We start from the raw sequence: 25,641 nt of genomic DNA, 5'->3' as shown, positions 1-25,641 counted from the left end.
GTTAGCGGGGGCGGCGGAGGCGGAGGGCTTGGGCTATGTAGTCGAAACCGGTGGCGACCGTGACCAGGACGGCGGCGGCCATGATCCAGGGGCCGACGGCGGCGAGCGCGGCCGGCATCGGCCAGAGGTACCAGGCGATGGCGAGGATCTGGAGCGCCGTCTTGACCTTGCCACCTCGACTGGCGGCGATGACGCCGTGCCGGATCACCCAGAACCGCAGCCCGGTGATGCCCAGCTCGCGGACGAGGATCAGCGCGGTCACCCACCAGGGCAGTTGGTCGTACCAGGAGAGCAGCACCAGCGCCGCGCCGGTGAGCGCCTTGTCGGCGATCGGGTCGGCCACCTTGCCCACCGAGGTGACCAGGCCGAAGCGGCGGGCGATCCAGCCGTCCACCAGGTCGGTCGCCGAGGCCACCGCGAAGATCAGGCAAGCCGCCATCCGCCAACCGGAGTGGGTCATCCCGGACACGATCACCGAGGCGGCGAAGACCGGCACCAGCACCAGCCGCAGGGCGGTCAACGCGTTTGCCGCGTTGACGACGGGCACCACGGCCACCACCCGGCCCGGCGTCGACTCCGTCGCCCCGGTCACCGCCGCACTCCGCTCGGGCCGCCGTGGCGTTCCCGGCACCGCACCACCTGGGTCCCCCGCTCCGCTCGGGCCCGCCGTCACCGTGCCGCGCCGGGCGCCGCCGAGATCATCTCATCCGGCACGGCGAGCAGGTCCACCCCTTCGGTGCCGGTCACCGTTGCGCGTACCAGATCGCCCGGGCGCAGCGCGGCCAGGTCGACCCCGCCCTCGGCCGGGGCGACCAGGGTGGTGGAACCGTCCACCTCCGGCGCCTGGTGGGCCGCCCGACCCTCCACCACGCCGTCCTCGATCGAGTCGACCAGCACCTCGACGGTCGAGCCGAGTCGGTCTTCGGCCCGCTGCGAGCAGAGCTCGTCGGCGAGGGCGCTGAGCCGGTCGTAGCGCCGCTTGATCGTCGCGGCGGAGACCTTGCCGGGCAGGCCGGCGGCCTCGGTGCCGTCCTCGTCGCTGTAGTCGAACATGCCGATCGCGTCGAGTCGGGCCTCGGTCAGGAACCGGACCAGCTCGTCGACGTCGGCGCGGGTCTCGCCGGGGAAACCGACGATGAAGTTGCTCCGGGCGCCCGCGTCCGGAGCCAGGGCGCGGGCACCGGCCAGCAGCTCAAGGAACCGGTCGGTGGAGCCGAAACGCCGCATCCGGCGCAGCACCGGCTCGCTGGAGTGCTGGAACGACAGGTCGAAGTACGGTGCGACGCCCGGCGTGGTGGCGATCGCCTCGACCAGCCCGGGCCGGGTCTCGGCCGGCTGGAGGTAACTGGCCCGCACCCGGACGATGCCGGTCACCGCGGCGAGCTGCGGCAGCAGCTTCTCCAAGGCGCGCGGGTCACCCAGGTCCTTGCCGTACGAGGTGGAGTTCTCGCTGACCAGCACCAGCTCCCGTACGCCGCTCTTGGCCAGCCACTCCGCCTCGGCGAGCAGCTCGTCCGGGGTACGCGAGACGAAGGCCCCCCGGAAGGCCGGGATGGCACAGAACGCGCAGCGGCGGTCGCAGCCGCTGGCCAGCTTCAGCGAGGCCACCGGACCGGTGTCGAGCCGTCGGCGCAGCACCTGGCGCAGGTGCGCCGGGGTGTGCTCGTCGGTGTCGACGACGGTGCGCGTCACCGTGCCGTGGCCGGGCAGCGACACACCACTGTCTCGGCGCTGCACCGGGGTCAGCGGCAGCAGCTCCCGCCGGTCCCGTGGGGTGTGCGCGGTGATCTGCTCGCCGGCGACGACGGCGTTCAGCCGGGCGGCGATGTCGGGGTAGTCGTCGAAGCTCAGCACCGCCTGGGCCTCGGGCAGGCTGTCGGCCAACTCCCGGCCGTACCGCTCGGCCATGCAGCCTGCGGCGACCACCTTGGCGCCCGTTCCGGCGGCGGCGAGCAGGGTCTGGATCGAGTCCTGCTTGGCCTTCTCCACGAAACCGCAGGTGTTGACGACCACCACGTCGGCGCCCTCGCCGTCGGTGGTGACCTGCCAGCCGTCGGCGTGCAGGCGGGCGGCCAGCTCCTCCGAGTCGACCTCGTTGCGGGCACAGCCCAGGGTCAGCAGGGCGACGCGACGGCCCTCGGCGTGGTCAGCGGGAGAAGGAGAGGTGGCAGACACCATCCGAGGGTACCGGGCCGGCCGGGTGAGCCCACGCACGCGGGCTGCGGAGACGGTCGACACCATTCGGTCAGCCCCGTCCCGTCGGCCGGTCAGCGCGCCGCGGCGGCCACCCGGGTCAGCGCGTCGAGCAGGAACACCTCGGTGCCGGCCAGGCCGGTGGAGCAGAAGACGGAGATCTGGTCCGCGGTGGTCCGCCCGGGGACCGCGCCGGCCAGGACGCCGCCCAGGTCGCGCAACCGCCCGGCGTACGGGGGTGTGGCCGCGAGCATCGGCGGCTGGTAGTCCGCCGCCTGGGCCGGTGAATCAGTGACCAGCAGATCGGCGGTGTCCAGCAGGTCGGTGCCGAACTCGCTGCGGTCGCGCTGCTTGAAACCGACCGCGTTGACGTGCGTTCCGGGGCTGAGGTCGGCGGCGCAGAGCACCGGGGTCGGGCTGGTGGTCGCCAGCACCACCAGGTCCCGCCGAGCGACGGCCGAGCCCGGGTCGGCCACCGCACGGGCCGGCACGCCCAGTTCGGCACGGACCCGGGCGGCGAAGGCCTCCCGGCGAGCGGAGGAGCGGCTGTGCACCACCACCTCGCGCAACGGGCGGACCGCGGCGGCGGCCCAGACCTGGGTCCACGCCTGCCGGCCGGAGCCGATCACCCCGAGGGTGGCGGCGTCGGGACGTGCCAGCGCGTCGACCGCGAGGCCCCCCAACCCTCCGGTACGACGGGAGCCCAACTCCTCGCCGACCGCGACCGCCCGGATCGCCCCCGTCCGGGCGTCGTGCAGCACCACCAACTGCTCGCCCTGCGGGTGACCGAAGGTGTCGTACGAGCGGAAGCCGTACCACTCGCCGACCAGGTGCCCGGCGGTGAGCACCATCCGCCCGCCGCTCAGCGGTGCGGCGGCCCGGGGCGGCGCGATCAGGCGTCCCTCGTACGCGGCCAGGAGGGCGGCGCGCATGGCGTCGACCGTGGTGGCGGCGTCCAGCGCGGCGGCGACCTCGGGGTCGGCGTAGAGCATGGTCATGCTGGCGATACTGCAAGTTGAAGTCAGGTGGAGGTCAACGGACCGTGGCGGTGGTCACCGCCACGCCACCGGGGTCGGTGCTAGCGTCGGCACCGGTGGCCGGATGCTCGTGGCCGCTCCGGACGAGTGGTGGGCGTACCCGGTCAGGCCAAGACGCCCCGCGTGACGTGCAGACTCGACTCGTCCCGGCGCGGCAGCCCCGGGCGCTTCCGGTGAGGTGAACGATGGCCTGGCTCGTACTGGTGATCTCGGGACTACTGGAGACGGCCTGGGCGATCGCCCTGGACCGAAGCGCCGGTTTCAGCCGGCTGATCCCGTCCGTGGTGTTCGTGGTGACCCTGCTGCTGAGCATGGCCGGGCTGTCGTACGCCCTGCGGGACATCCCCGTCGGCACCGGCTACGCGGTCTGGGTCGGTATCGGCGCGGTCGGCACCGCGCTGGTCGGAATGCTGGCGCTCGGCGAGTCGGCGAGCCTGCCGCGGATCCTCTGCCTCCTGCTGGTGGTCGCCGGCGTGATCGGTCTCAAAATCTTCCACTGAGGTGTCCCGTCGCCGGGCGTGGCCAGCGCCCACAGTGGGTATTGATCGATCCGTCACGACAGGCTCTCAACAGGAGGAAGACATGGCCGACATGCCGAGCACCGTTCGTCCCCGCAGCAACGCCGCCCGCATCATCACCATCGTGGGTTTCGTCTTCGCGGTCCTGGCCCTGCTGCTCAACCCGATCATCTTCGGCGTGCTCGGCGTCATCGCGGGCGTCGTCGGCGCGGTGCTCGGTGACAAGCCGCTGGGTTGGTACGCCGCCGCGGCCAGTGTCGTCGCCGCGATCCTCGGTCTGGTGGTCTTCGCCGCGCTGATGAACAACTGACCGCTCCCCCACGTCACGGGCCCGCCGGATTCCGGCGGGCCCGTCGTGCGTCCGGGGTCGGCGGGGGTCAGTCCCCGTCGCCGCGCAGGCCGGCCAGGACCTCGTCCAGCTCGTCCGGCTTGACCAGCACGTCGCGCGCCTTCGACCCCTCGGACGGCCCGACCACCCCCCGGGTCTCCATCAGGTCCATCAAGCGGCCCGCCTTGGCGAAACCGACCCGCAGCTTGCGTTGCAGCATCGAGGTCGAGCCGAACTGCGAGGTGACCACCAGCTCCACCGCCTGCACCAGCAGGTCCAGGTCGTCGCCGATGTCCTCGTCGATCTTCTTCTTGCTCTCCTGCGCCGGGGCCAGCACGTCCTTGCGGAACTCCGGCTCACGCTGGTCCTTGCAGAACTTCACCACGTCGGCGATCTCGCGCTCGGTGACCCAGGCGCCCTGGATCCGGACCGGCTTGGAGGCGCCCATCGGCAGGAAGAGCCCGTCACCACGGCCGAGCAGCTTCTCCGCGCCCGGTTGGTCGAGGATGACCCGGGAGTCCGCGAGGGAGGAGGTGGCGAACGCCAGCCGGGACGGCACGTTCGCCTTGATCAGACCGGTCACCACGTCGACCGAGGGGCGCTGGGTGGCCAGCACCAGGTGGATGCCGGCGGCCCGGGCCAGCTGGGTGATCCGGACGACCGAATCCTCCACGTCGCGCGGCGCGACCATCATCAGGTCGGCGAGCTCGTCCACGATCACCAACAGGTACGGGTACGGACGCATCTCGCGTTCGCTGCCCGGCGGTGCCTTGATCTCGCCGTTGCGGACCTTGCGGTTGAAGTCGTCGATGTGCCGGACCCCGTTGGCGGCCAGGTCGTCGTAGCGCATGTCCATCTCGCGGACCACCCAGTCCAGCGAGTCCGCCGCCTTCTTCGCGTTGGTCACGATCGGGGTGACCAGGTGGGGAATGCCCTCGTAGCCGGTCATCTCGACCCGCTTCGGGTCGATCAACAGCAGCCGCACCTCGTCCGGGGTGGCCCGGGTGAGGATGGACACCAGCAGGGTGTTGAGGCAGCTCGACTTGCCCGCGCCGGTGGCGCCGGCGATCAGGATGTGCGGCATCTTGGCGAGGTTGGCCACCACGTAGCCGCCCTCGATGTCCTTGCCCAGCGCCACGACCATCGGGTGGTGATCGCTGGTCGCCGCGCGCGAGCGCAGCACGTCGCCGAGGGCGACGTTCTCCGGGTCGGTGTTCGGGATCTCCACGCCGACGGCGCTCTTGCCCGGGATCGGGCTGAGGATCCGCACGTCCGGTGACTTCACCGCGTACGCGATGTTGCGCGACAGCTGGGTGATCCGCTCGACCTTGACGCCGTGCCCCAGCTCCACCTCGTAGCGGGTGACGGTCGGGCCACGGGTGAAGCCGGTGACCGCGGCGTCCACATCGAACTGGTCGAACACGCCGGTCAGCGCGGCGATCACCTCGTCGTTGGCCTTGCTGCGGGTCTTCGCGGCGGCCCCGGCGCTGAGCATGTTGGCCGGCGGCAGGGTGTAGTCCCCGGACAGCCCGGTCAACGCGAGCTGCTCGGCCCGGGTCGGGGCGGGCGAGTGCTCCGGCGGATCGACCGGCGGCTTGCGGCTCGCCGGCACCTTCCCCGGAGACTTGCGCGGCAGCACCATGGTCTCCTGGAGGTCCGCGCCGTCCAGGTCCTCGAAGTCGTCCGGGTCCAGTGGTGCGGGCATCCGCTTCGCCGGTCGCTTGCGCGCCGGCTTGGCGGCCACCTCGTCCGCCTCCTCATCCGCCTCCGGTGCGCCGACCAGCCCACCGGCGAGCAGACCCAGCCGCTCCGGGATCTTGTTGATCGGCGTCGCGGTCACCACGAGCAGGCCGAAGAGCAGCAGCAGGACGAGCAGCGGCACCGCCACCCAGGCGGTGACCGCCCGCTCCAGCAGCCCACCGACGCCCGCGCCGACCAGACCGCCGGCGAAGTCACGCTCCAGCGGGTCGGCCGGGTCCTGACCGATCTGGAGCAGCGCGGCGGTCGACACCAGCAGCGAACCCCAGCCGATCAACCCTCGGCCCCGGTGCTCCGGATCGGCCGGCTGACGCATCAGCCGCCACGCCCCGATCATCAGCAGCACCGGTACGACCACCGAGATCGCGCCCAGGAACAGCCGGACCGTGTCGGCCAGTCGCGCCCCCACCGGCCCCGCTCCGGACAGCCAGAGCGCCACGGCGCTGAGCAGGGCGAGCCCGAACATGAGCAGCCCGGCGCCGTCCCGGCGGTGCTCCGGGTCGAGGTCGCGGGCCGAGGCGGCCTGCCGGCCGGCGGCGCGCACCGCCCAGCCCATCCCGTGCGCCAGCCCCATCCACAATGCACCTACCGCACGGCCGACGTAGACCGCCGGGCCGGGCCGGGCCGGCGTGGTGCGACGTCGGACCGGTGCCCGGGTGGTCTTCTTCGCCGGTTGACGGGCACGACTGTTGGTGCCACCGCGCGGCGACGCGCCGCGCCGCCGGCTCGCCTGAGAGGTACGGCCCGCCATAGAGTCACGGTAACGGTGGGGCCGGGCAGATCCCCGCTTTTCCGGGTCGTGTCCGCGCGTCGTAACACGAACCCCACCGCCGGTCGTGATATCCGCCTCAGAAGGGATGCCCCATGGCGTCGCCGGAAATCGAAGGCGATCCGGACGATCCGCTGGCCGGGCACCCTGGCGCACTGCGTCCGCTGACCGGCGAACTGGTCGCTGCGGTGCTCGCCGCCCGCGGCCGGTCAGTCGGCCCGACCCCGGACGGCGACCTCGTCGGCCACTTCGACGACAACCTGATCTGGTTCCTCCGCGTCGGCGGGGACGGGGAGCTGCTCCAGATCCGCACCATGGTCGATCCGACCTTCGGCATCGAACGGGTGCCCGACCTGTACGCGTTCTGCAACTCCTGGAACCACGACCGGCTCTGGCCGAAGGCGTTCGTCCACGTCGCCGACGACGGTCGGGCCCGGGTGTACGGCGAGGTGATCACCGACCTGGAACGCGGCGTGACCCCACACCAGCTCGACCAACTGCTCGACTGTGGCATCTCCACCGGCTGCCAGCTGGCCGTGGCGGTCCGTCGACTACCCGGCGCGGTGCCGTCGTGACCGGCCGGGACGAGTTCACCGGCAGCCGTACCGGCACACCACCGACCGGCTCCGGCGACAGCCTCGCGCGGGGCCGCGTACCGGCGCTGGAGGCCGCGCTCACCGAGGCCCGGGACCTCCCCGACGGCCCGGCCCGGCAGGTGGCCCTGGAGCGGCTCGCCGAGCGCGCCGACGCGGCCGGCGACGTCCGGTCCGGGGTGGACGCGCGGTTCGCGTTGATCGAGGCGTATCTGCTGCACGGGGAGCGGTGGCGTCTGGTCGAGCCGGTCCGGCGCTGCCGGGCCGCCGCCGACCACCGGCCCGACCTGCTCACCGAAACGGAGAGCGGGCTGCTGCTGCGCTACCAGCGGTACGCGGTGGAGGCGTTGCTCGGCACCCCCCGGGTCGGGCTGGACCAGACCCGGTCCCTGCTGCACGACCTGGCCCACCGCGTCGGCGCGGATGGCCCGGACACACCGACAGTCGCGGAGCTGCACTGCCGGATCGCCGATCATCTGGGCGACGAGCCCACCGCCCGGCACTGGTACGAGCGGTGGTCCGGAAAACGGCCGGGCCCCGCCGGCGGCTGCCCGGGCTGCGCCTCGGCCCGGCGTGCCGAGCTGCTGGCCGGCTGGGGCGAGTGGCATGCCGCGGTCAGCGAGCTCGGGGAGACCGACGGCGACCCGCAGTCCTGCACCGACCAGCCCGAGCGGGACCTGGTCGCCGGTCTGCTGCCGGCACTGCGCACCGGCGAGCCGGCGCGGGCGGCGACGGCGCACGTGCGGGCGTACCGCCGGCACCGGCGGGAGCGCGCGGCGTTCCCCCACCTCGCCGCGCACCTGCGGTTCTGCGCGCTGGGCGGCCACCTGGAACGCGGGCTGGCCATCCTGGCCGAGCAGCTGCCCCGGTTGGACCGGCCGACCGACGATCTCGCCGCCATGGAGTTCGCCGCCGCCGGGGCACTGGTCTGCGGGCTGGCCGTGGAGACAGGGCTGGGCGGGCGGACGATGCCCCGGCCGGCGTACGGCGAGCGGACCGCCACCGAGTTGGACGTCGCCACGCTCGGTGCGCTGCTGCTCGGGGTGGCCAACGAGTTGGCCGGCAGCTTCGACGCGCGCAACGGCACGGGGCACCACTCCGGCCGGATGGCCGCCTGGCTGTCCGAACGCCCGCTCGCGGCACCGGTTCCGCTGCCCACAGACGACGAACCTGACGAGCCCGACGAGCCCGACGCCGACCGGGCCGACGCCCAGGCCGAGCCCGATACCGAGGCCGATCCCGAGCTGGGCGACCGCGAGTTGTCCGCGCTCTCCCTCGGCATGATCACCGGGATCCTGGACGGGCGCGGCGACCGGTACCTGGTGGACGAGGGCGAGACCGTGGTCGGCCACTGGGAGGGGGCGGTGATCCAGTTCCGGCGGGCCGGTGAGCGCGGCGAGGTGCTGCACGCCCGCGCCATGGCCAACCGCCGGCTGCCGGCGGCCCGCCGCGCCGAGGCGTACGCCTTCTGCAACGCGTGGAACCACGACCGGCTGCTGCCCAAGGCGTACGCGCACGACCTTGGCGACGAGTTGGTGCTGGCCGGCGACGTGGCCACCGACCTGGCGCACGGGGTCGCCCCGGCGCAGCTACGGGTCCTGATGGACGCCGCCATCGCCACCGGCATCGCGTACGCCGAGGCCGTCGCCGCGCTGCCCTGATTCGCCAGGGGCGCCAACGGTTGCGGTTGCCGCGCGACTGCACGACATCCGACAGCTCGCAACCGGGAGAACGGCACCGGGGTGATAACGCCGTCAGCCCACCGCAACACCTCGGGAGTCGTCATGAACCGCCCGCTCCGGTCCGGCATTCTCGGTGCCGCCGTGCTCGCCCTGTCCGCCCTCGCCACCCCAACCATTGCCGGTGCCGCCCCTGCAAAGCCGACCGTCTCGCCGAGCACGACGGCCGGGAGCGCCGCGCCGACGATCCTGGCCCGGGCCGACATCGTCTTCCTCGGCGGCGACCCGTGGCACCCGTCGGGTCCGCTGGAGGTCAAAGTCGTCAACGAGGGTGGGACAGCAGCGAAGGGCTTCTTCGTGCTCCGCCTGCCACCGAATGCGGACCTGACCGCGGGCGGCGACTGCCGGGCCGGCGACGGTGCGCCCAGGACCTGGGTCTGCGGCGGCGCGGAACTGCCCGCCGGCGGCGATCGGACGTACCGCCTGACGGTGACCTCATCGGCTGCACAGCCGGTCTTCGGCGTGACCGAGTGGGGTTCCGTTGCCGGTCAGGACGCCACTGGCCGCGCCGACCGACCGACCGACGTCCGGATCAACTGGCCAGACCGCACGACGCTGCGGCTACGGGCCACCGCCGGCCCGATCGTCGACGGTGCCGCGACCATCCGGGTCCGGGTCACGAACACCGGCACGTTCGACATCGGCGGGTACTCGTTGAACGTCGCCACCCCGGACGGGGTGCGGGTGACCGAACCGGGGTGCTCCGACAGCGGCCGGACGAACGGTGTGGGTTGCGAGATCCTGCGCGAGCGCCGCCTCGCGGACGGTGCCACGGACAGTTTCGACGTACGGGTGGCGGCCACCGGCGGCACGAAGAGCGTTCGGCTCTGGCTCGCGCCCACCAACCGGTACACCAACCCGGACACCTCGGTGACGCTCCGCCTGACCGGCGGCGGATCCGGCGGCGGCGCGGCCACCACCGCGCCACCGACCGACCCGACCACGCCAGCGACCACGGCACCGGCCACGCCCGCCCCGGAGGCAACGGAACTGCCGCGCACCGGCACGACCACCATCGTGTACGGCCTGATCGGCGTGTCGCTGCTGACTCTCGGCGGCGGACTGCTGCTCCTGCGACGCAGGCTCCAGCGCGGCTGACCCGCGACGGCGAGCCCAATCGTGAAAACGGCGATGCCCGCCCGCACCTCGTGTGCGGACGGGCATCGTGACGCGTGCGGTCAGACCTCGACGACGGTGGGCACGATCATCGGCCGACGACGGTACTTGTCGTTGACCCACCGCCCCACGGTCCGCCGGACGATCTGCTGAAGCTGGTGCGGGTCGGTGATGCCGTCCGCCGCGGCCCGGTTGAGCGCCTCGGTGACCAACGGCACCACCGGGTTGAACGCCTCCGGGTCCTCGGAGAAGCCCTTCGCGGAGAGTGTCGGGCCGGCGACCACCTTGCCGGTGACCGAGTCGACCACCACGGTGGTGGCGATGAAACCGCCGTCACCGAGGATCCGCCGTTCGGTGAGGAGCGACTCGCTGACGTCACCGACGGCGAGGCCGTCCACGTAGACGTACCGGCTCTTCACGTGCCCCACCAGGCTGGCGCGGCCCTCGACAAGGTCGACCACGTCGCCGTCCTCGCAGATCACCACCCGGTCGGCGGCCACCCCGGACTCGATGCCGAGGCGGGCGTGGGCGCGCAGGTGACGCCACTCGCCGTGCACGGGCATCAGGTTGCTGGGCCGGACCACGTTGAGCAGGTAGAGCAGTTCACCGGCGGGCGCGTGCCCGGAGACGTGCACCTTGGCCACGTCCTTGTGCACGACCACCGCGCCGGCCCGCGCGAGCCGGTTGATCACCCGGTAGACCGAGGTCTCGTTGCCGGGCACCAGTGAGGAGGCCAGCACGACGGTGTCACCGGGGGCGATGGTGATGTGCCGGTGGTCGCCGCTGGCCATCCGGCCCAGCGCGCTCATCGGCTCACCCTGGGAACCGGTGGACATCAACACGATCTGCTCCGGCGGCAGCGTGGTCGCCTCCTCGATCCCGATGACCAGGCCGGCCGGGATGTTGAGCAGGCCGAGGTCCCGGGCGATGCCCATGTTGCGGACCATGGACCGGCCGATCAGCGCGACCTTGCGGCCGTGCTCGGCGGCGGAGTCGAACACCTGCTGCACGCGGTGCACGTGCGAGGCGAACGAGGCCACGATGATCCGACCCTTGGCCTTCGCGAAGATCGAGTCGAGCACCGGGCCGATCTCCCGCTCCGGGGTGACGAAACCGGGGATCTCCGCGTTGGTGGAGTCGGAGAGCAGCAGGTCGACACCTTCGGCGCCGAGCCGGGCGAAACCGGCCAGGTCGGTGATCCGGCCGTCCAGCGGCAGCTGGTCCATCTTGAAGTCGCCGGTGTGCAGCACCAGGCCGGCGGGGGTGCGGATGGCCACCGCGAGGGCGTCCGGGATCGAGTGGTTGACCGCGAAGAACTCACACTCGAACGGGCCGAGCCGCTCACGGCCGCCCTCCCGCACGGTCAGCGTGTACGGCTGGATCCGCCGCTCGGCCAACTTCGCCTCGACCAGGGCGAGGGTGAACTGTGAGCCGACCAGCGGGATGTCAGGCTTGTGGGCGAGCAGGTACGGCACCGCGCCGATGTGGTCCTCGTGACCGTGCGTCAGCACGATCGCCTGGACGTCGGCCAGCCGGTCCAGGATCGGACCGAAGTCGGGCAGGATCAAATCCACACCCGGCTGCTCGACGTCGGGGAACAACACCCCGCAGTCGACGATCAGCAACTTGCCGTCGTACTCGAAGACGGTCATGTTCCGACCGATGGCGCCGAGCCCGCCGAGCGGGATGATCCGCAGGCCACCTTCCGGCAGCGGCGGGGGCAGTTCCGCCTCGATGTGCGCCTCGGTCACGCGTCCACCTCATTCTGCGACGCCGTTACTCGACGTCCATCGTGTCGTTCGTTCATTCGGGCAGCTCCAGGCCCGCTGCCGCGAAGTCCGCGCGCAGCTGGGCGATCTCGTCGTCGGTGGCGTCCACGAGCGGGGGTCGCACCGGGCCGGCCGGCAGGCCCAGCGACGCCAGGCCCGCCTTCACCAGGATGGTGCCCTGGGTGCGGAAGATGCCGGTGAACAGCGGCAGCAGCCGCCGGTGCAGGGCCAGCGCGGTCGGCATGTCCCCCGCGTCGTACGCCTCGATCATCTGTGCGGTCAGCGCCCCGGTGAAGTGCGTCGAGGTGCCGACCAGGCCCACGCATCCGACGGCCAGCGCCGGCAGGGTGAGGGCGTCCTCGCCGCTGTAGAAGGCGAGGCTGGTCCGGCTGGTGACCCAGCTGGTGGCGGTCAGGTCGCTCTTGGCGTCCTTGACCGCGACGATCCGGCCGTGTTCGGCGAGCCGGACCAACGTCTCGGTGTCGATCGGCACGCCGGAGCGGTGCGGAATGTCGTACAGCATCACTGGCAGCCCGGTGGCGTCGGCCACCGCGGTGAAGTGTCGCAGCAACCCGCTCTGCGGCGGCTTGTTGTAGTACGGGGTGACCACCAGCAGGCCGTGCGCACCCGCCTTCTCGGCGGCGGCGGCCAGCTCGATGGTGTGCCGGGTGTCGTTGGTGCCGACGCCCGCGACCACCTTGGCGCGGTCACCGACGGCCTCCACCACGGCCCGGATCAGGTGTTCCTTCTCCGCCTCGGTGGTGGTCGGCGACTCGCCGGTGGTGCCATTGACCACCAGCGCGTCGTTGCCCTGCTCGTCGACCAGGTGACTCGCCAGCCGGGCGGCGCCGTCGAGATCGAGGGAACCGTCTGGGGTGAGCGGGGTCACCATGGCGGTGAGCAGCCGGCCGAAGGGGCGGGACGCCGGTCGGGCCGCGGCGTCGAGGTGGTCGTGCGTCATACCCTCCAACCTAGCGGACGACCAGCCGAGGCCCGCCGGGGAAGGGCTCAGGACGCCTCGTGCGGGCTGGCCGCCACTTCGGTGCCGTCCGGCAGCGTGGTGATCGCGAAGTCGGCGAACACGTTCGGGGCGACCCCCTGGAGCTGGCGCAGGCACTCCACGGCCAGCTCACGGATCTCCACGTCGGCGTGCTCGGTGGCCCGCATGGCGATGAAGTGCCGCCAGGCCCGGTAGTTGCCGGAGACCACGATCCGGGTCTCGGTGGCGTTGGGCAGCACCGCCCGGGCCGCCTGCCGCGCCTGCTTGCGGCGCAGCGTCGGGTTCGGCTCGTCGGAGAAGCGCTGCTCGAGGCCCTCCAGCAACTCGGTGTACGCCCGAACGCTGGCCTCGGCGGCCTCCACGAACTTCTTGTGCAGCTCCGGGTCGTCGGCGATGACCGCCGGCTCGACCATGGCCGCGTCCCGCTCCGGGACGTAGCGCTGGGAGAGCTGGGAGTACGAAAAGTGCCGGTGCCGAATCAGCTCGTGGGTGAAGGAGCGGGACACCCCGGTGAAGTAGAAGGTGACCGACCCGTGCTCCAGCACGCTCAGGTGGCCCACCTCGAGGATGTGCGCCAGGTAGCCGGCATTGGTGGCGGTCGCCGGGTTCGGCTTCTTCCACGACTGGTAGCAGGCCCGACCGGCGAACTCGGCGAGCGCCTGGCCGCCATCCGCGTCGGTCGACCACGGCACGTCGTCCGGGGCCGCGAATTGGGTCCACGCGATCAACTTGACCTGGGGCTGCACCATGTCCGGCATTCCTGGGACTTTAGTGGTGGGGTGCCGCCCGGCCCAACTCAGGCGCGCCCCCTGCAATGTCGATCACTCAGACAGCCGCGGACCCGCCGACGCCCAACGGCGTTGGCCGGGTCCGGGTCCGGGGTCCAGGTCCGGGGTCCAGGTCCGGGGCCCAGGTCCGGGGCCCAGGTCCGGGGCCCAGGTCCGGGGCCCAGGTCCGGGGCCCAGGTCCGGGGCCCAGGTCCGGGCATCGTCATCGAGGCCGGGGCGGACAGTTCCGTTGGCGTCCTTTGGAGCTGAATCGTTGGCGACATCAGCCCCAGCGGATGGGCTCACCCACGCCGACGACCAAGGCCCGAGCTCCGCTCGGGCGCCCAAGCGACCCGAACAAACCGATCCGGCCCAAGCGACCCGAACGGCCCGAGCGGCCCGAGCGGCCCGAGCGGCCCGAACGGCCCGAACGGCCCGAACGGCCCGAGCCCGAACGGCCCGAACGGTCCAAGCGACCCGAGCGAGCCGGGCCCGAGCGGCCAAGCGACCCGAGCCCGAACGGCCCGAGCGGCTCGGCCGCAGCTTTCGCTCGCAAGATCGCGCAACACCATGGATGTAGTGGCATCCGTCGCGCCCGACCCCACTACATCCAGGATCGAGCGCGATCTTGGGGCGAAATGCGCCGTCCGCTGTCCGCCGTCCGCCGCGGACGCGAGTGTGCGGCTGCCCACTGGATGATCGACTCGGGTTCCTGAAAGTCGTGGCATCCGGGTCGGGTGGATGGCCCGGTTTCCTGGATGCCGAGTCGATCATGGGTGCCGGAGGGGCCCCTGATGTCGTAAACGAATCAGCTCCAAAGGACGCCAAACAGCGCACTCTGGCCGAACCCCGCATCCGCATCGGCGGTGGCGCGTGGCCGACGCGGCGGCGGCGCGGCGGCAGCGCACCAGACAGCGGCGCGTCGGGCGACGGCGCGTTAGACGGCGGCGCGGTCGGACGGCGGCGCGGTCCGACGGCGGCGCGGTCCGACGGCGGCGCACCAGACAACGACGCGGTCCGACAACGACGCGGTCCGACAACGACGAGCCAGACAGCGGCGCGGTCGGGCGGCGGCGCGGTCAGACGTAGAGCGAGGTGAACGGCGCCCAGGGCAGGTTGCGTACCACCGAGAAGGCCAGCCACGCGGCCAGGAAACCGCCGATGACCTTCGAGCTGATCCGCAGCTCGGGCAGTCGCCAACCGAACGCCTGGTTCCCCGCCCAGGCAACGAAGAGGTACGCGAGGAACGGCAGCGCGAAGACGAACAGGAAGTGGTGCCGGGCGGCGGCCGGGAGGTCGCCGTGCAGCACGTACCAGAGCGCGCGGGTGCCACCGCAGCCCGGGCAGTCCAGCCCGGTGGTCAACTTGAGCAGACAGGTGGGCGCGGCGTCCGGGTCGGCGTAGGTCGGGTTGCTGAGCAGCGCGTAGCTCATGCCGACGGCGACGCAGCCGACCGCGGCCAGCGGCACTGCCCAGCGCGGGGAACGTTCGTAGAGCCGCAGCACGAACCGGGTGAGCCGGTCCGGCTCAGGCGCCGGGTAGCCGCCCGGCGGGGTCGTCGGCCAAACCTCCGGACCCGAGCCGCCGGGACCGAAGCCGGAGGGTGCGAGGCCGGCGGGACCCGCGCCACCGGGACCGAAGCCGCCCGGACCCGAGCCGCCGGGACCCACACCACCGGGAGCCGTGCCACCAGGAGCCGTGCCACCAGGAGCCGTGCCACCGGAATTGAAGCCACCTGGATCCGTGTCACCGTCGGCCGGCGCCGTGTGGACCACGCCCGGGGCGGGGTGCGGCTGGTCGACCGGTCCGGGTGCGCTCGTCACGCGCTCACGGTACACCGGACACGCCGGCCAACGCGGCGGTGAGCGGACCGGCCAGATCGCCGGCCGTCGGCGGGGCCACCGCGTCCAGGCCGAGCCAGCCGGCGAGGCGGTACAGCTCGGCGGCGAGTGCGACGGCGGTCTCCCCCGGGTCGGCACCGGGTTCGAGCCAGGCGGCCGGCACCAGCAGCACCCCGGCCTTTCGATCGGCTTTCAGATCGACCCGGGCGGTGAACCGGTCGCCCTGCAGGAACGGCAACACGTAGTACCCGTAGACCCGCTGGGGCGCCGGGACGTAGATCTCGATCCGGTAGCTGAAGTCGAACAGTCGCTCGGTGCGGGCACGTTCCCAGATCAGCGGATCGAAGGGGCTGACCAGTGTGTTGCCCCGCACCCAGCGGGGCAGCCGGGCGGACGTGTGCAGCCAGGCCGGCTGTCGCCAGCCCGCCACGGTGACCGGCACCAGCTCACCGGCCTCGGCCAGCTCTGCGACGGCCTGCCGGGCGCCGGCCAGCGGCAACCGGAAGTAGTCGCGCAGCTCCGGCTCGGCGGCCACCCCGAGGGACCGCGCGGCGAGGGCAACCAGCGTCCGGTACGCCTCGGCGTCGGTCGGGGTGGGCGCGGCCAGCACCGCCGCGGGCAGTACCCGCTCGGGCAGGTCGTAGCGGCGGGCGAAGGAGGTGCTGCGCTCTGCGGCGGCCACCTCCCCGGCCCAGAACAGGAACTCCAACGCCCGCTTGACCGCCGACCAGTTCCACCCCCAGTTGCCGGTCTCCCGGGGCGCGTCGTGCTCGATCTCGGCAGCGGTCAGCGGCCCCCGGGCGGCCACTTCGTCCCGGACCCAGGCGACCAGCTCCGGCTGCTCCTGGGCAATCCGCCGCATGCCGCCCCACGATTCGCTGTGCGCCCGGGCCATCCGCCAGCGCAGCATCGGGTGCAGCTCCACCGGGATCAGCGACGCCTCATGGCCCCAGTATTCGAACAGCTCGCGGGGGCGCCGGTAGGCGGCCTGGTCGAGCAACGTGGTCGGGTAGGGCCCGAGCCGGCTGTAGAGCGGCAGGTAGTGCGCCCGTTGCAGCACGTTGACCGAGTCCATCTGGATCAGCCCGACCCGGCCCAGCACGCGACTCAGGTGTCGGCGGGTGGGCACGCCCGTCGGCGCCGGGTCGGCGAAGCCCTGGGCGGCTAGCGCCACGCGGCGGGCCTGGGCGAGCGAGAGTGATTCCGGTGCGGTCATCGTCGGCGACCTTAATTCATCGGTACGACGCCGGTGCGGGAAGCTGGACGTGACGACCAACGGGGCATAGAACGGTGCAATGCTGACCATCCGTCGGGAGGAACCGGACGACGCCGAGGCGGTCGCCCGGGTACACGTGCACGGCTGGCAGGCGGGCTACGCCGGCTTCATGCCGGACGAGGTGCTCGGGCGGCTCAACGTGGTGGCCTGGGCACAGCGTCGTCGCGACGTCGGCACCGCCGACCCGGAACACCCGTTCACCACACTGCTCGGCGAGATGGACGGGTTGGTCGTGGGTTTCACCACCTTCGGGCCGTACCGCCGCAACCAGGACCGGGACGACCTGGACCCGACGGTCGGCGAGGTGGTGGCGCTCTACGTGGAGCCGGCCCACTGGGGTGACGGGACCGCCGCGGCGCTGCTGGACGCCGCCCGGAAGGGGCTCACCGAGCGGGGCTGGGCCGGGTACCGGGCGTGGGTGCTGGCGGACAACCGGCGGGCCCGGCGGTTCTGCGAGCGCGCCGGCCTGTCACCGGACGGTGAGCGGTCGACCTACCAGGTGCCGCTGGCCGGTGGGGGCCCGCCGGTCGGGCTGGTCGAGCTGCGGTACACCGGACGCCTCGACCGCTGACCCGTTCGGGGTCAGCCACCGGCGGATCGGCAGGAAAGCCAGCAGCGCCAGACTGACCCACACGTAGGCGTTACTGCCCAGGAAGCCGTCGACGCCGCTGAAGTCCTTCTCCCAGAGCCAGACGGTCCGGCTGATCAGCAGCGCGTACCCGATGGTCGCGGCGACCAGCAGGACCTGCCGTCGACGGCCGGCCGGCGCGGCCATCGCGTTGTCGACCAGCAGGATCAACGCGGGCAGCAGCCAGACAAGGTGGTGCACCCAGGTGACCGGGCTGACCAGGCACATCACCGCGCCGGTCAGCGCCAGGCCGGTCGCCTCGTCGCCGACCGCGACGGCGGCCCGGGAGCGCCAGGCCCAGAGCGCCAGGGTGCCCAGCACCAGCAGCAGCCACAGCAGGGTGCTCGGGTGCTCCGGGTCGAGCCGGGCGACCACCCCGCGCAGCGACTGGTTGGAGACGAAGGCCAGTTCGCCCACCCGCCCGGTGTTCCACAGGGCCTCGGTCCAGAACTCCCGGGACGCGTCCGGGAAGAGCGCGGCGGCCAGCAGTGAAACCCCGGCGGCCGTGCCGCTGGCGGTGAGCGCCGCCCGCCACCGCCCGGTCACCAGCAGGTAGACGATGAACACGCCAGGGGTCAGTTTGATCGCGGTGGCGAGCCCGATGCCCACCCCGGCCCACCGGTTGCCGGCTGGCAGCAGCCGCAGCAGGTCCACCGCCACCAGGAAGAGCAGCAGCGTGTTGACCTGGCCGAAGTTGACGGTCTCCCGCATCGGTTCGAACGCGGCGGCCAGGCAGAGCGCCACGGCGAGGGCGAACCACCGGGTCCAGCCGGCACGGCGGGCGATCGGGTCGACCAGCCACCAGATCAGCACCGTGGTGGTGGCCACGCTGGCGAGCACGCTCACCACGATCGCGGCCGTCCACGGCAGGTACGCCATCGGCAGCATGACCAGCGCGGCGAACGGCGGATAGGTGAAGCCGTACTGGGTGCCCGGCTTGAGGTAGTCGTAGATCTCCCCACCGTCGCGCACCCACCAGGTCAACGCGCCGTAGTAGACCTTCAGGTCGAAGAACCCGTGCCGGACGGCGGCGACGGCGAGGAACCCGGTGACCGCCGCGGCGAGCACCACCACCCCGACGACCTGCGCGGTCGTCCTGTTGGCACCCTGCGCCACCGTCGTCTCCCTCGCCTTGCGTAGGCTTCCGTCCCATGGCTCTCGGGTACGTCCGCCCGGCGCGTCCCGAGGACGCCGGCGAGATCGCACGCATCCAGCTCGCGACCTGGCGGGTCGCGTACCGCCGGATCCTGCCTCGGCATGTGCTCGACAACCTGGACGAGGCGTTCCTCGCCCGGCGGTGGAGCGCCGCGGTGCTGGAGCCGCCCTCGGGCGCGCACCGGGTGCTGGTCGCCGTCGAACAGGCCGAGCAATCGTATCTGGTGGGGTTCGCCGCCTCCGGCCCGGCCGACGGCGAGGCGTTGGCCCCGGGTGAGCCGGCCGACGCGCTCGGCCCGGACGTGGCGGCGGTGACCGACCTGCTGGTGGAGCCGCGGTGGGGCCGGCGGGGGCACGGCAGTCGGCTGCTCGCGGCCGCCGTCGACCTGTGGCGCGAGGACGGGATGAGCCGGGCGGTGGCCTGGGCGTTCGACGGTGACGAGGCGACCCGCAAGTTCCTGACCAGCACCGGGTGGGAGCCCGACGGCGCGGCGCGGGCGCTGGACGTCGACGACATGCTGGTGCCCCAGGTGCGCCTGCACGTGGCCGTTCCGGCCGAGAAGGTCGAGTGACAGGGGCGGCGGCCCCGGGGTCGAGGCCGCCGCACCGACCCAGGTCAGCCCTTGTCGGCGCCGTCGTTGGCGTCGCGGACGAAGTACCGCTGGAACACCACGAAGATGATCGCCACCGGGATGGTGGCCAGTAGCGCGGCGCCGAGCTTGAGCGGGTACTGGGTGCCCTTGCCGAGCGATCCGCTGACCAGGTCGGCCAACCCGCGCGGCAGGGTGAACAGGTCCGGGTCCTGCACCGACACCAGGCTGTGCGGGAATTCGTTCCAGGACCCCTGGAACGACAGGATGGTGAGGGTGATCAGCGCCGGTTTCGCCATTGGCAGCACCACCGACCAGAAGGTACGGAAGATGCTCGCCCCGTCTATCCGGGCGGCCTCCTCGACACTCACCGGGATCGACTCGAAGAACTGTTTCATGATGAACACGCCCGCCGCGTCGGCCAGCAGCGGCACCACCAGCCCGGCGTAGCTGTTGTAGAGGCCGAGCTGGTTGAGCACCAGGAACTTCGGGATCAGTAGCACCACCCCGGGCACCGCCATCACCGCGATGACGGCGGCGAACAGCCCGCCGCGGCCCCGGAACCGCAGCCGGGCCAGCGCGTAGCCGGCGAGCGAGTCGAAGAAGACCCGGCCGATGGTGACGAGCACCGTCACCAGCAGCGAGTTGCCCAGCCACAGCGGGAAGTTGGTGCCGGCGAAGATCCGTTCGAAGCCGGCCAGCGTGAGCGGGTCCGGAAACGGTGACAGCGGGTTCGCCGCCGCGTCGGGCTCGGTCTTGAGCGCGTTGCCGATCTGGATGACGAACGGGTAGAGGAACACCAGCCCGAAGAAGACCAGCGTGGCGTACCCCAGAAAGCGGGTGGCCAGGGTGCGGGCCGCGCGCTGGTGTCGCCGCGCGGGCGCCGCCGCCGGGCGGTCGGTGAGCACGGCCATCTCAGGACCTTTCCGGTACGCGCCGACGCCACAGGCCGCGGCGCGGCCGGTCGGTGTCCCTCTCGGCCAGCGCCCGGCGCTGGATCAGGGTGAGGATGATGATGATCAGAAACAGGACGAAGGAGATTGCCGCGCCGGAGCCGTAGTCGAAGTCCCGGAAGGCGGTCCGGTATGACAGGTACGCCGGGGTGAGCGTGGTCTTGGCCGGGTCGCCCTGGCTCATCACGTACACCTGGTCGAAGACCTGCCAGGAGCCGATCATGCCGAGGGTGAGCACCAGGAAGGTGGTGGGCCTGATCATCGGCAGGGTGACGTGCCGGAAGCGCTGCCACCGCGACGCTCCGTCGAGGGTGCTCGCCTCGTCCAGCGTGACCGGCACGTTCTGCAGCCCGGCCAGGAACATCAGCATGAAGGTGCCGGAGGTGGTCCAGACGACCAACGTGATGATCGAGATCATCGCCACGCTCGGGCCGGCCAGCCAGTCCCACCACGTCAGCCCGAACGGGCCGCCGTCGGCCAGTGCCGCCGGTGGCGAGTCGACGCCGACCGCGCCGAACAGCAGGTGCAGCACGCCCCGGGAGTCTGCGAACCACTCTGGACCGTCGATCCCGAGGAAACCGAGCAGCGCGTTCACCGCGCCGGAGTTGGCGAAGAGGAACAGGAACACCACGCTGATCGCGACCGAGCTGGTCACCGAGGGGAAGTAGAAGGCGCTGCGGAAGAAGCTCTTGCCCTTGAGCATCCGGTTGTTGACGACCAACGCCAGTCCGAGCGCGAGCACGGTCTGCGCCGGCACCACGATCGCCACGTAGTAGATGTTGTTGCGGATGCTGGTCATGAAGTCGCGGCGGGCCAGCCCGTCCTCGGTGAACAACTGGGTGTAGTTGTGCGCGCCGACGAACGGGACGTCGCCGGTGAACGGGCTGCCCTGGCCGTTCCAGTCGGTCAGGCTGACCCAGAGCGCCATCAGGATGGGCAGCAGCAGGAACAGCCCCAGGATGACGATCACCGGCGCGACGAAGAGCCAGCCGGCAAGGTTCTCGTTGCTCCGGATGCCGCCCCTGCGTCGGCGGGGGCCGGCCGGGCCCGCGGTCGCCGCGGCGGTCAGTGTCTCGGTTGCCATCTTCCCTCCCTCCCTCTCTCCGGCCGACGTGCGACGGGGGCCTCGGTGGTCGCCGGGGCCCCCGCCATCACCTCAGCTGCCGCCGAGCGCCGCCTTGGCGTTCTTGTCGAAGTTCTGCAGCACGGTCTTCGGGTCGCCGTTCGCCAGCCCCTGTAGACCGGTGTCGAGGTCCTTGAGGACGCTGTCCATCTTCGGGGCGTTCACCGGGCCCTGGGCGTACGCGGCGCCGTCGATGAACACCTTGTCCGCCGGGAAGGCGGCGGTGTACTGGTCACCGGCCGACTGGCGGGACGGCATGACACCGAACGCCTTCGCGAAGGTCATCTGCTGCTCGCCGCTGGTCATCGCCTCGACGAACTTGATCGCCTGATCCTTGTACTTGCTCTTCGCTGCGATGCCCCAGCACTGGGTGAAGGAGAGGGTGCCCTGCCCCTTGGGGCCGGCCGGCAGCGCCACGACCTTGTACTTCACGTTCGGGAAGTCGTTCTGCAGAGCACCCTTGATCCAGTTGCCCTCGATGGTCATCACGGCCTTGCCCTTGCCGAACGCCTCACCGGACCAGCCGGCGTCGAGCTGCTTCGGGTACTTGGCCAGGCCGGTGCCGAGCATGGTCTTGACGTACTGGAGGGCGGCGAGGTTCTCCGGGGTGTCGGCCGTGGGCTGCTTGCCGTCCTTGCTCACCAGCCAGCCGCCGTTCTGCACCATGAAGGCGCCGATCCGGTCCCGGGTGTCACCGAGGGCCAGCGGGACCTGCCCCTTGGCCTTGATCTTCTGGGCGACGGCGGTGAGCTGCTCCCAGGTCGTCGGCACATCGGCGTCGGTCAACCCGGCCCTGGTCCACAGGTCGGTGTTGATCTGCAGGGCCAGGGTCGAGAAGTCCTTGGGCGCGCAGTAGACCTTGCCGTCGTACGTGAAGGCGCTGCGCAGGCTCTCGTAGAAGTCGCCAGAGTTGCTGATTTTGTCGCCGTACGGCTCCAGCGCGCCGACGCTGGCGTAGTTGGCGAACTGGGCCGCGTCCACATAGAAGACGTCCGGCGGGGTGCCGCCGGCGAGGGCCTGACCGAGCTGCTGGGTGAGGTCCTGCGCCGGGGTGACCGTCGCGGTGTTGCCGGAGCTGCTGGCCCACTTCGCGGCGGCGTCCTGCACGGCCTTGGTCTCCGCCTCGCCGGACGAGCCGATCAGGATCTGCAGGCTGGCCGGGCCGCTGGACTGGGCGGCGTCGCCGGAGGAGTCGTCGAAGCCGCTGCCGCAGGCGGCGGAGCCAAGGAGGGCGACGGCGGCGAGGCCGGCCACCGCTGCCCGGGTGATTGTTCGGGGTGCCATGGTTTCTCCTGGTGGGGGGTGGGACTACGCGGTGTGCCGCAGTGCCAACGAGGGCTGGAGCAGCACGGGGGTGGGGGTCTCGTGGTCGCCGTCGAGGACCCCGGTGAGCAGGTCCACGCAGCGGGCGGCGGCCTCGCCGAGCGGTTGGCTGACGCTGGTCAGCCCGACCGCAGCGGCCACCGGCGTGTCGTCGAAGCCGATCACCGACACGGGCGGGTCGACGCCGCGGATCGCCTGGAGGGCGCCGAGGGCGAGTGAGTCGCTGGCGCAGACCACGGCGCTCGGTGCCACTGTGACGAGCAGGTCACGCATCAGGCGTTCACCCTCGGCGATGCCGTCCTCGGTCTCCCGGTGCAGCCCGGTCGGGTCGACGCTGGCCGCACGCAGCGCGTCGCGCCAGCCGGCCCGCCGGTCGTCGCCGACGCCGGAGCCGACCGGCCAGCCGATGAAGGCGATCCGCCGGTGGCCGGCGTCGAGCAGACGCCGGGTGGCCTGGGCGGTGCCGGCCGCGCCGTCCACGTCCACCCAGGGGTGCGCGTCGAGCGCGTCCCATGGACGACCGAAGGTCACGAACGGCACGTCCCGGTCGGCGAGCCATTCGGTACGCGGGTCGCCGTACTTGGTGCCCACCAGCACGAACGCGTCCAACTCGTAGGTGCCGAGCAGGTCGCCGTAGGTGGCGATCTCCCGTTCGTCGTCGGTGGCGGTGTAGAGCAGCACCCGGTAGCCGGCGGCGTCGGCGGTCTCGGTGAGGCCGTGCAGGAAGCGGTCGAGCACGGAGCCGTTGATGCCGTCGCGGGTCGGGTCGATGCGGGCGGCGATGAGGCGGGACCGGCCGGTGCGCATCTGGCGGGCGGCCTGGTTGGCCCGGTAGCCGAGCGCGTTGATCACGTCCTGGACCCGCTGACGGGTCTCCTGCCGCACGATGTGCGGGCTGTTGAGGACGTTGGACACGGTCTGCCGGCTGACTCGGGCGTGCCGGGCCACCGTCGCGATGGTCACCTTTTCGGCCACTTAATCCCTCTCGCCATCTTGAACGATCCAATTTGGATAAGGCAGGATTGGATCGTTCAAGTTTCTGGAATGTTTCGCACTTTGCACCGCCAGGGGCGCGTTGTCAAGATGGCCGCCCCGCACCCCGAGGATCTGGAGCCACACCGTGATCGAACGCCAGCTGCAACCCCTCCTGCACGAGCTGGTCGGGGTGGTCTTCGCCCCGACCAGCGCGCTGGGGGACGCGACCGGGCAGATCCGCCCGTCCGGCGTCCAGGGCGTCTTCCACGCCGATGCCCGGGTGCTCTCCCGCGCCGAGCTGCGGGTCGACGAGCGGGAGCTCGAAGGGCTGGCCCGCGGCGACGACGGCCCGCACGGCGCACACTTCGTGGGCCTGGCCCGCTGGCTCGGTGACCCCGCCCCCGACCCCACCGTCCGCGTCGACCGGCTCCGGCGGGCCACCCGCAACGGCCTCACCGAGGAGCTGCGGATCGTCTCCACCGCCACGATCGGCGTACGGGCCTCCGTCTCCGTCGACCTCGGCTGCGACCTGGCACCCATCGAGGTCGTCAAGTCCGGTGGCGCCACCGACGCGCTGACGGCCACGACCGGTCAGCCCGGCACGCTCACCTGGGCGGGCTCCGGGATCACCGTCACCGTCACCGCGCCGGGCGCCGACGTGCTCGCCGACGGCGAGCGGGCCACCGCACCCCGACTGGCCTGGGCGGTCGACCTGCCACCCGCCGGAGAGACGGTGCTGCGCTGGCAGTTGACCGTCGACGACCCTCGCGCCGTCGTCGTCGGCCCGGCCGGCGAGCCCGAGTGGTCCCGACCCGAGGTGACCGCCGACGACCGACGGCTGATCCGGCTGCTCGACCGCAGCCTGGACGACCTGCGCGGCCTCCGACTGGCCGAGACCGGCGCACCCGGCGACGTGTTCCTCGGCGCCGGAGTGCCCTGGTTCCTCACCCTGTTCGGCCGGGACAGCCTCTGGGCCGCACGGATGATGCTGCCGCTCGGCACCGACCTGGCCGCCGGCACACTGCGCGTGCTCGCCCGGCGGCAGGGCACGCGGATCGACCCGACGACCGGCGAGGCCCCGGGCAAGATCCTGCACGAGCTGCGCCGCCACGCGTTCGCTCTGCCCGACAACGGCCTGCGCCTTCCGCCGGCGTACTACGGCACCGTCGACGCCACCATGCTCTGGGTCAACCTGCTGCACGACGCGTGGCGTTGGGGGATGCCCGCCGAGCAGGTCGAGCCCCTGCTGCCGCACCTGGAGGCGGCGCTGCGCTGGATCGGCGAGCACGCCGACCCGGACGGTGACGGCCTGGTCGAGTACGTCGACACCACCGGGCACGGGCTGTCCAACCAGGGCTGGAAGGACTCCGGTGACGCCGTCCGCTTCCACGACGGGTCCCTGGCCACCGCGCCGATCGTGCTGGCCGAGGTGCAGGGGTACGCGCACGAGGCCGCCGTGAACGGCGCCGCCCTGCTGGACGCCTTCGGCCGACCGGGCGCCGACCGCTGGCGCGAGCACGCCGCCGCGCTGGTCGGCCGGTTCCGCAAGAGCTTCTGGGTCGACGGTCGCCACGGACCGCAACCAGCGCTGGCCCTCGACCGCGACAAGCGTCCGGTCGACTCGCTGACCAGCAACATCGGCCACCTGCTCGGCACCGGCCTGCTCGACCGCGACGAGGAGGCCCAGGTCGCGCACCTACTCACCACCGACACGATGGCCGCCGGCTTCGGGCTACGCACCATGTCCAGCGACGACGCCGGGTTCAGCCCGTTGTCGTACCACTGTGGCTCGATCTGGACCCACGACACCGCGATCGTGCTCGGTGGGCTGGCCCGCGCCGGGCACCGCGAGGCCGCGCTCGGTCTGGCCGACGGGCTGCTCAGCGCGGCCGAGGCGTTCGACTACCGGATGCCGGAGCTGTACGGCGGCGACGACCGGGCACAGGTGAACCGCCCGGTGCCGTACCCGGCCTCGTGCCGGCCGCAGGCGTGGGCCGCGGCGGGCACGGTGCTGCTGCTCCAGGCCGCCACCGGGCTCTACCCGGACGTGCCGGGCGGCACGGTCCGACTGGCCCCTCTGGCGGGAGCAGAGTTCGGTGCCGTAGCGGTCGACGGGCTCCGCGTGGCCGACACCCCGGTGCATGTCACGGTCGACCGCACCGGCGAAGCCACCGTCAGCAACCTCCCCAC

Annotated in this window: 22 protein-coding genes and 1 riboswitch; of the genes, 8 read left to right on the top strand and 14 right to left on the bottom strand. The window is 72.2% G+C overall.

The window, feature by feature from the left end; translation table 11 throughout:
- Window position 1: 1 nt before the first annotated feature.
- The 3 genes from pgsA to DLJ58_RS05335 all read right to left on the bottom strand — a co-directional run bounded on the left by pgsA (window position 2) and on the right by DLJ58_RS05335 (window position 3,191).
- Window positions 2-592 (bottom strand): CDP-diacylglycerol--glycerol-3-phosphate 3-phosphatidyltransferase, encoded by a 591-nt coding sequence (pgsA, locus tag DLJ58_RS05345; protein WP_124854126.1) that lies wholly within the window; start codon window positions 590-592, stop codon window positions 2-4.
- A 77-nt stretch (window positions 593-669) separates the two neighbouring features.
- Window positions 670-2,178: a 30S ribosomal protein S12 methylthiotransferase RimO gene (rimO, locus tag DLJ58_RS05340; protein WP_124854125.1), complete on the bottom strand. Its 1,509-nt coding sequence runs from the start codon at window positions 2,176-2,178 to the stop codon at window positions 670-672.
- An 89-nt stretch (window positions 2,179-2,267) separates the two neighbouring features.
- Window positions 2,268-3,191 (bottom strand): ornithine cyclodeaminase family protein, encoded by a 924-nt coding sequence (locus DLJ58_RS05335; RefSeq protein ID WP_124854124.1) that lies wholly within the window; start codon window positions 3,189-3,191, stop codon window positions 2,268-2,270.
- Window positions 3,192-3,283: 92 nt separating this feature from the next.
- Window positions 3,284-3,354, top strand: a riboswitch (guanidine-III (ykkC-III) riboswitch).
- Between the two features lie 61 nt (window positions 3,355-3,415).
- Here DLJ58_RS05335 and sugE point away from each other — a divergent pair.
- Window positions 3,416-3,730 carry a quaternary ammonium compound efflux SMR transporter SugE gene (gene sugE, locus DLJ58_RS05330; RefSeq protein ID WP_091400443.1) on the top strand — a complete coding sequence of 105 codons (315 nt, stop codon included), beginning with the start codon at window positions 3,416-3,418 and terminating at the stop codon, window positions 3,728-3,730.
- Between the two features lie 82 nt (window positions 3,731-3,812).
- Window positions 3,813-4,058: a hypothetical protein gene (locus DLJ58_RS05325; protein WP_124854123.1), complete on the top strand. Its 246-nt coding sequence runs from the start codon at window positions 3,813-3,815 to the stop codon at window positions 4,056-4,058.
- Window positions 4,059-4,125: 67 nt separating this feature from the next.
- Here DLJ58_RS05325 and DLJ58_RS05320 read toward each other — a convergent pair whose 3' ends face one another.
- On the bottom strand, window positions 4,126-6,585 hold the full coding sequence (locus DLJ58_RS05320) for an FtsK/SpoIIIE family DNA translocase (RefSeq protein ID WP_124854122.1): 2,460 nt from the start codon (window positions 6,583-6,585) through the stop codon (window positions 4,126-4,128).
- Window positions 6,586-6,698: 113 nt separating this feature from the next.
- Here DLJ58_RS05320 and DLJ58_RS05315 point away from each other — a divergent pair, with 113 nt between their 5' ends.
- The 3 genes from DLJ58_RS05315 to DLJ58_RS05305 all read left to right on the top strand — a co-directional run bounded on the left by DLJ58_RS05315 (window position 6,699) and on the right by DLJ58_RS05305 (window position 10,033).
- Window positions 6,699-7,178, top strand: a complete 480-nt coding sequence (locus DLJ58_RS05315) for a YbjN domain-containing protein (RefSeq protein ID WP_124854121.1) — start codon at window positions 6,699-6,701, stop codon at window positions 7,176-7,178.
- A gap of 86 nt (window positions 7,179-7,264) precedes the next feature.
- A complete protein-coding gene (locus tag DLJ58_RS05310; protein ID WP_244218786.1) occupies window positions 7,265-8,857 on the top strand; it encodes a type III secretion system chaperone family protein in 1,593 nt (530 codons plus the stop codon).
- A gap of 123 nt (window positions 8,858-8,980) precedes the next feature.
- Window positions 8,981-10,033 carry an LPXTG cell wall anchor domain-containing protein gene (locus DLJ58_RS05305; RefSeq protein ID WP_124854119.1) on the top strand — a complete coding sequence of 351 codons (1,053 nt, stop codon included), beginning with the start codon at window positions 8,981-8,983 and terminating at the stop codon, window positions 10,031-10,033.
- 80 nt (window positions 10,034-10,113) lie between these two features.
- On the opposite strand, the gene DLJ58_RS05300 is transcribed toward DLJ58_RS05305, so the two are convergent.
- From DLJ58_RS05300 to DLJ58_RS05275, 5 genes are all read right to left on the bottom strand, one after another.
- A complete protein-coding gene (locus tag DLJ58_RS05300; RefSeq protein ID WP_124854118.1) occupies window positions 10,114-11,802 on the bottom strand; it encodes a ribonuclease J in 1,689 nt (562 codons plus the stop codon).
- Window positions 11,803-11,854: 52 nt separating this feature from the next.
- A complete protein-coding gene (dapA, locus tag DLJ58_RS05295) occupies window positions 11,855-12,781 on the bottom strand; it encodes a 4-hydroxy-tetrahydrodipicolinate synthase (protein WP_124854117.1) in 927 nt (308 codons plus the stop codon).
- Window positions 12,782-12,828: 47 nt separating this feature from the next.
- Window positions 12,829-13,569: an FAD-dependent thymidylate synthase gene (gene thyX / locus DLJ58_RS05290; protein WP_124854127.1), complete on the bottom strand. Its 741-nt coding sequence runs from the start codon at window positions 13,567-13,569 to the stop codon at window positions 12,829-12,831.
- 1,097 nt (window positions 13,570-14,666) lie between these two features.
- Entirely contained in the window at window positions 14,667-15,257 is a 591-nt protein-coding gene (locus DLJ58_RS05280) for a DUF2752 domain-containing protein (protein ID WP_244218785.1), read from the bottom strand.
- A 157-nt stretch (window positions 15,258-15,414) separates the two neighbouring features.
- A complete protein-coding gene (locus DLJ58_RS05275; RefSeq protein ID WP_124854116.1) occupies window positions 15,415-16,644 on the bottom strand; it encodes a winged helix-turn-helix domain-containing protein in 1,230 nt (409 codons plus the stop codon).
- A 79-nt stretch (window positions 16,645-16,723) separates the two neighbouring features.
- On the opposite strand from DLJ58_RS05275, the gene DLJ58_RS05270 reads away from it, so the two are divergent.
- Window positions 16,724-17,275: a GNAT family N-acetyltransferase gene (locus tag DLJ58_RS05270; protein WP_124854115.1), complete on the top strand. Its 552-nt coding sequence runs from the start codon at window positions 16,724-16,726 to the stop codon at window positions 17,273-17,275.
- Here the strand turns inward: DLJ58_RS05270 and DLJ58_RS05265 are convergent.
- Window positions 17,174-18,448 carry a glycosyltransferase family 87 protein gene (locus tag DLJ58_RS05265; protein ID WP_124854114.1) on the bottom strand — a complete coding sequence of 425 codons (1,275 nt, stop codon included), beginning with the start codon at window positions 18,446-18,448 and terminating at the stop codon, window positions 17,174-17,176. The two genes, DLJ58_RS05270 and DLJ58_RS05265, sit on opposite strands and share 102 nt — an antisense overlap.
- 35 nt (window positions 18,449-18,483) lie before the next feature.
- Here DLJ58_RS05265 and DLJ58_RS05260 point away from each other — a divergent pair, with 35 nt between their 5' ends.
- The gene (locus DLJ58_RS05260) at window positions 18,484-19,059 is read left to right on the top strand and encodes a GNAT family N-acetyltransferase (RefSeq protein WP_124854113.1); all 576 of its coding nucleotides are present in this window, start codon (window positions 18,484-18,486) and stop codon (window positions 19,057-19,059) included.
- A gap of 44 nt (window positions 19,060-19,103) precedes the next feature.
- On the opposite strand, the gene DLJ58_RS05255 is transcribed toward DLJ58_RS05260, so the two are convergent.
- From DLJ58_RS05255 to DLJ58_RS05240, 4 genes are all read right to left on the bottom strand, one after another.
- Window positions 19,104-19,991: a carbohydrate ABC transporter permease gene (locus DLJ58_RS05255; protein WP_124854112.1), complete on the bottom strand. Its 888-nt coding sequence runs from the start codon at window positions 19,989-19,991 to the stop codon at window positions 19,104-19,106.
- A gap of 1 nt (window position 19,992) precedes the next feature.
- Window positions 19,993-21,114, bottom strand: coding sequence for a carbohydrate ABC transporter permease (locus DLJ58_RS05250; RefSeq protein ID WP_124854111.1), 1,122 nt, complete (start codon window positions 21,112-21,114; stop codon window positions 19,993-19,995).
- Window positions 21,115-21,186: 72 nt separating this feature from the next.
- Window positions 21,187-22,437, bottom strand: a complete 1,251-nt coding sequence (locus DLJ58_RS05245; RefSeq protein ID WP_124854110.1) for a sugar ABC transporter substrate-binding protein — start codon at window positions 22,435-22,437, stop codon at window positions 21,187-21,189.
- Between the two features lie 24 nt (window positions 22,438-22,461).
- Window positions 22,462-23,451 carry a LacI family DNA-binding transcriptional regulator gene (locus DLJ58_RS05240; protein WP_124854109.1) on the bottom strand — a complete coding sequence of 330 codons (990 nt, stop codon included), beginning with the start codon at window positions 23,449-23,451 and terminating at the stop codon, window positions 22,462-22,464.
- 145 nt (window positions 23,452-23,596) lie between these two features.
- On the opposite strand from DLJ58_RS05240, the gene DLJ58_RS05235 reads away from it, so the two are divergent.
- A partial coding sequence (locus tag DLJ58_RS05235; RefSeq protein ID WP_124854108.1) for a glycogen debranching N-terminal domain-containing protein occupies window positions 23,597-25,641 on the top strand: 2,045 nt, incomplete at its 3' end.

It is taken from the genome of Micromonospora arida (genome assembly GCF_003857035.1).
GTDB classification, from domain to species: Bacteria; Actinomycetota; Actinomycetes; order Mycobacteriales; family Micromonosporaceae; genus Micromonospora; species Micromonospora arida.
This window is presented reverse-complemented; position numbering and strand designations above follow the sequence as displayed.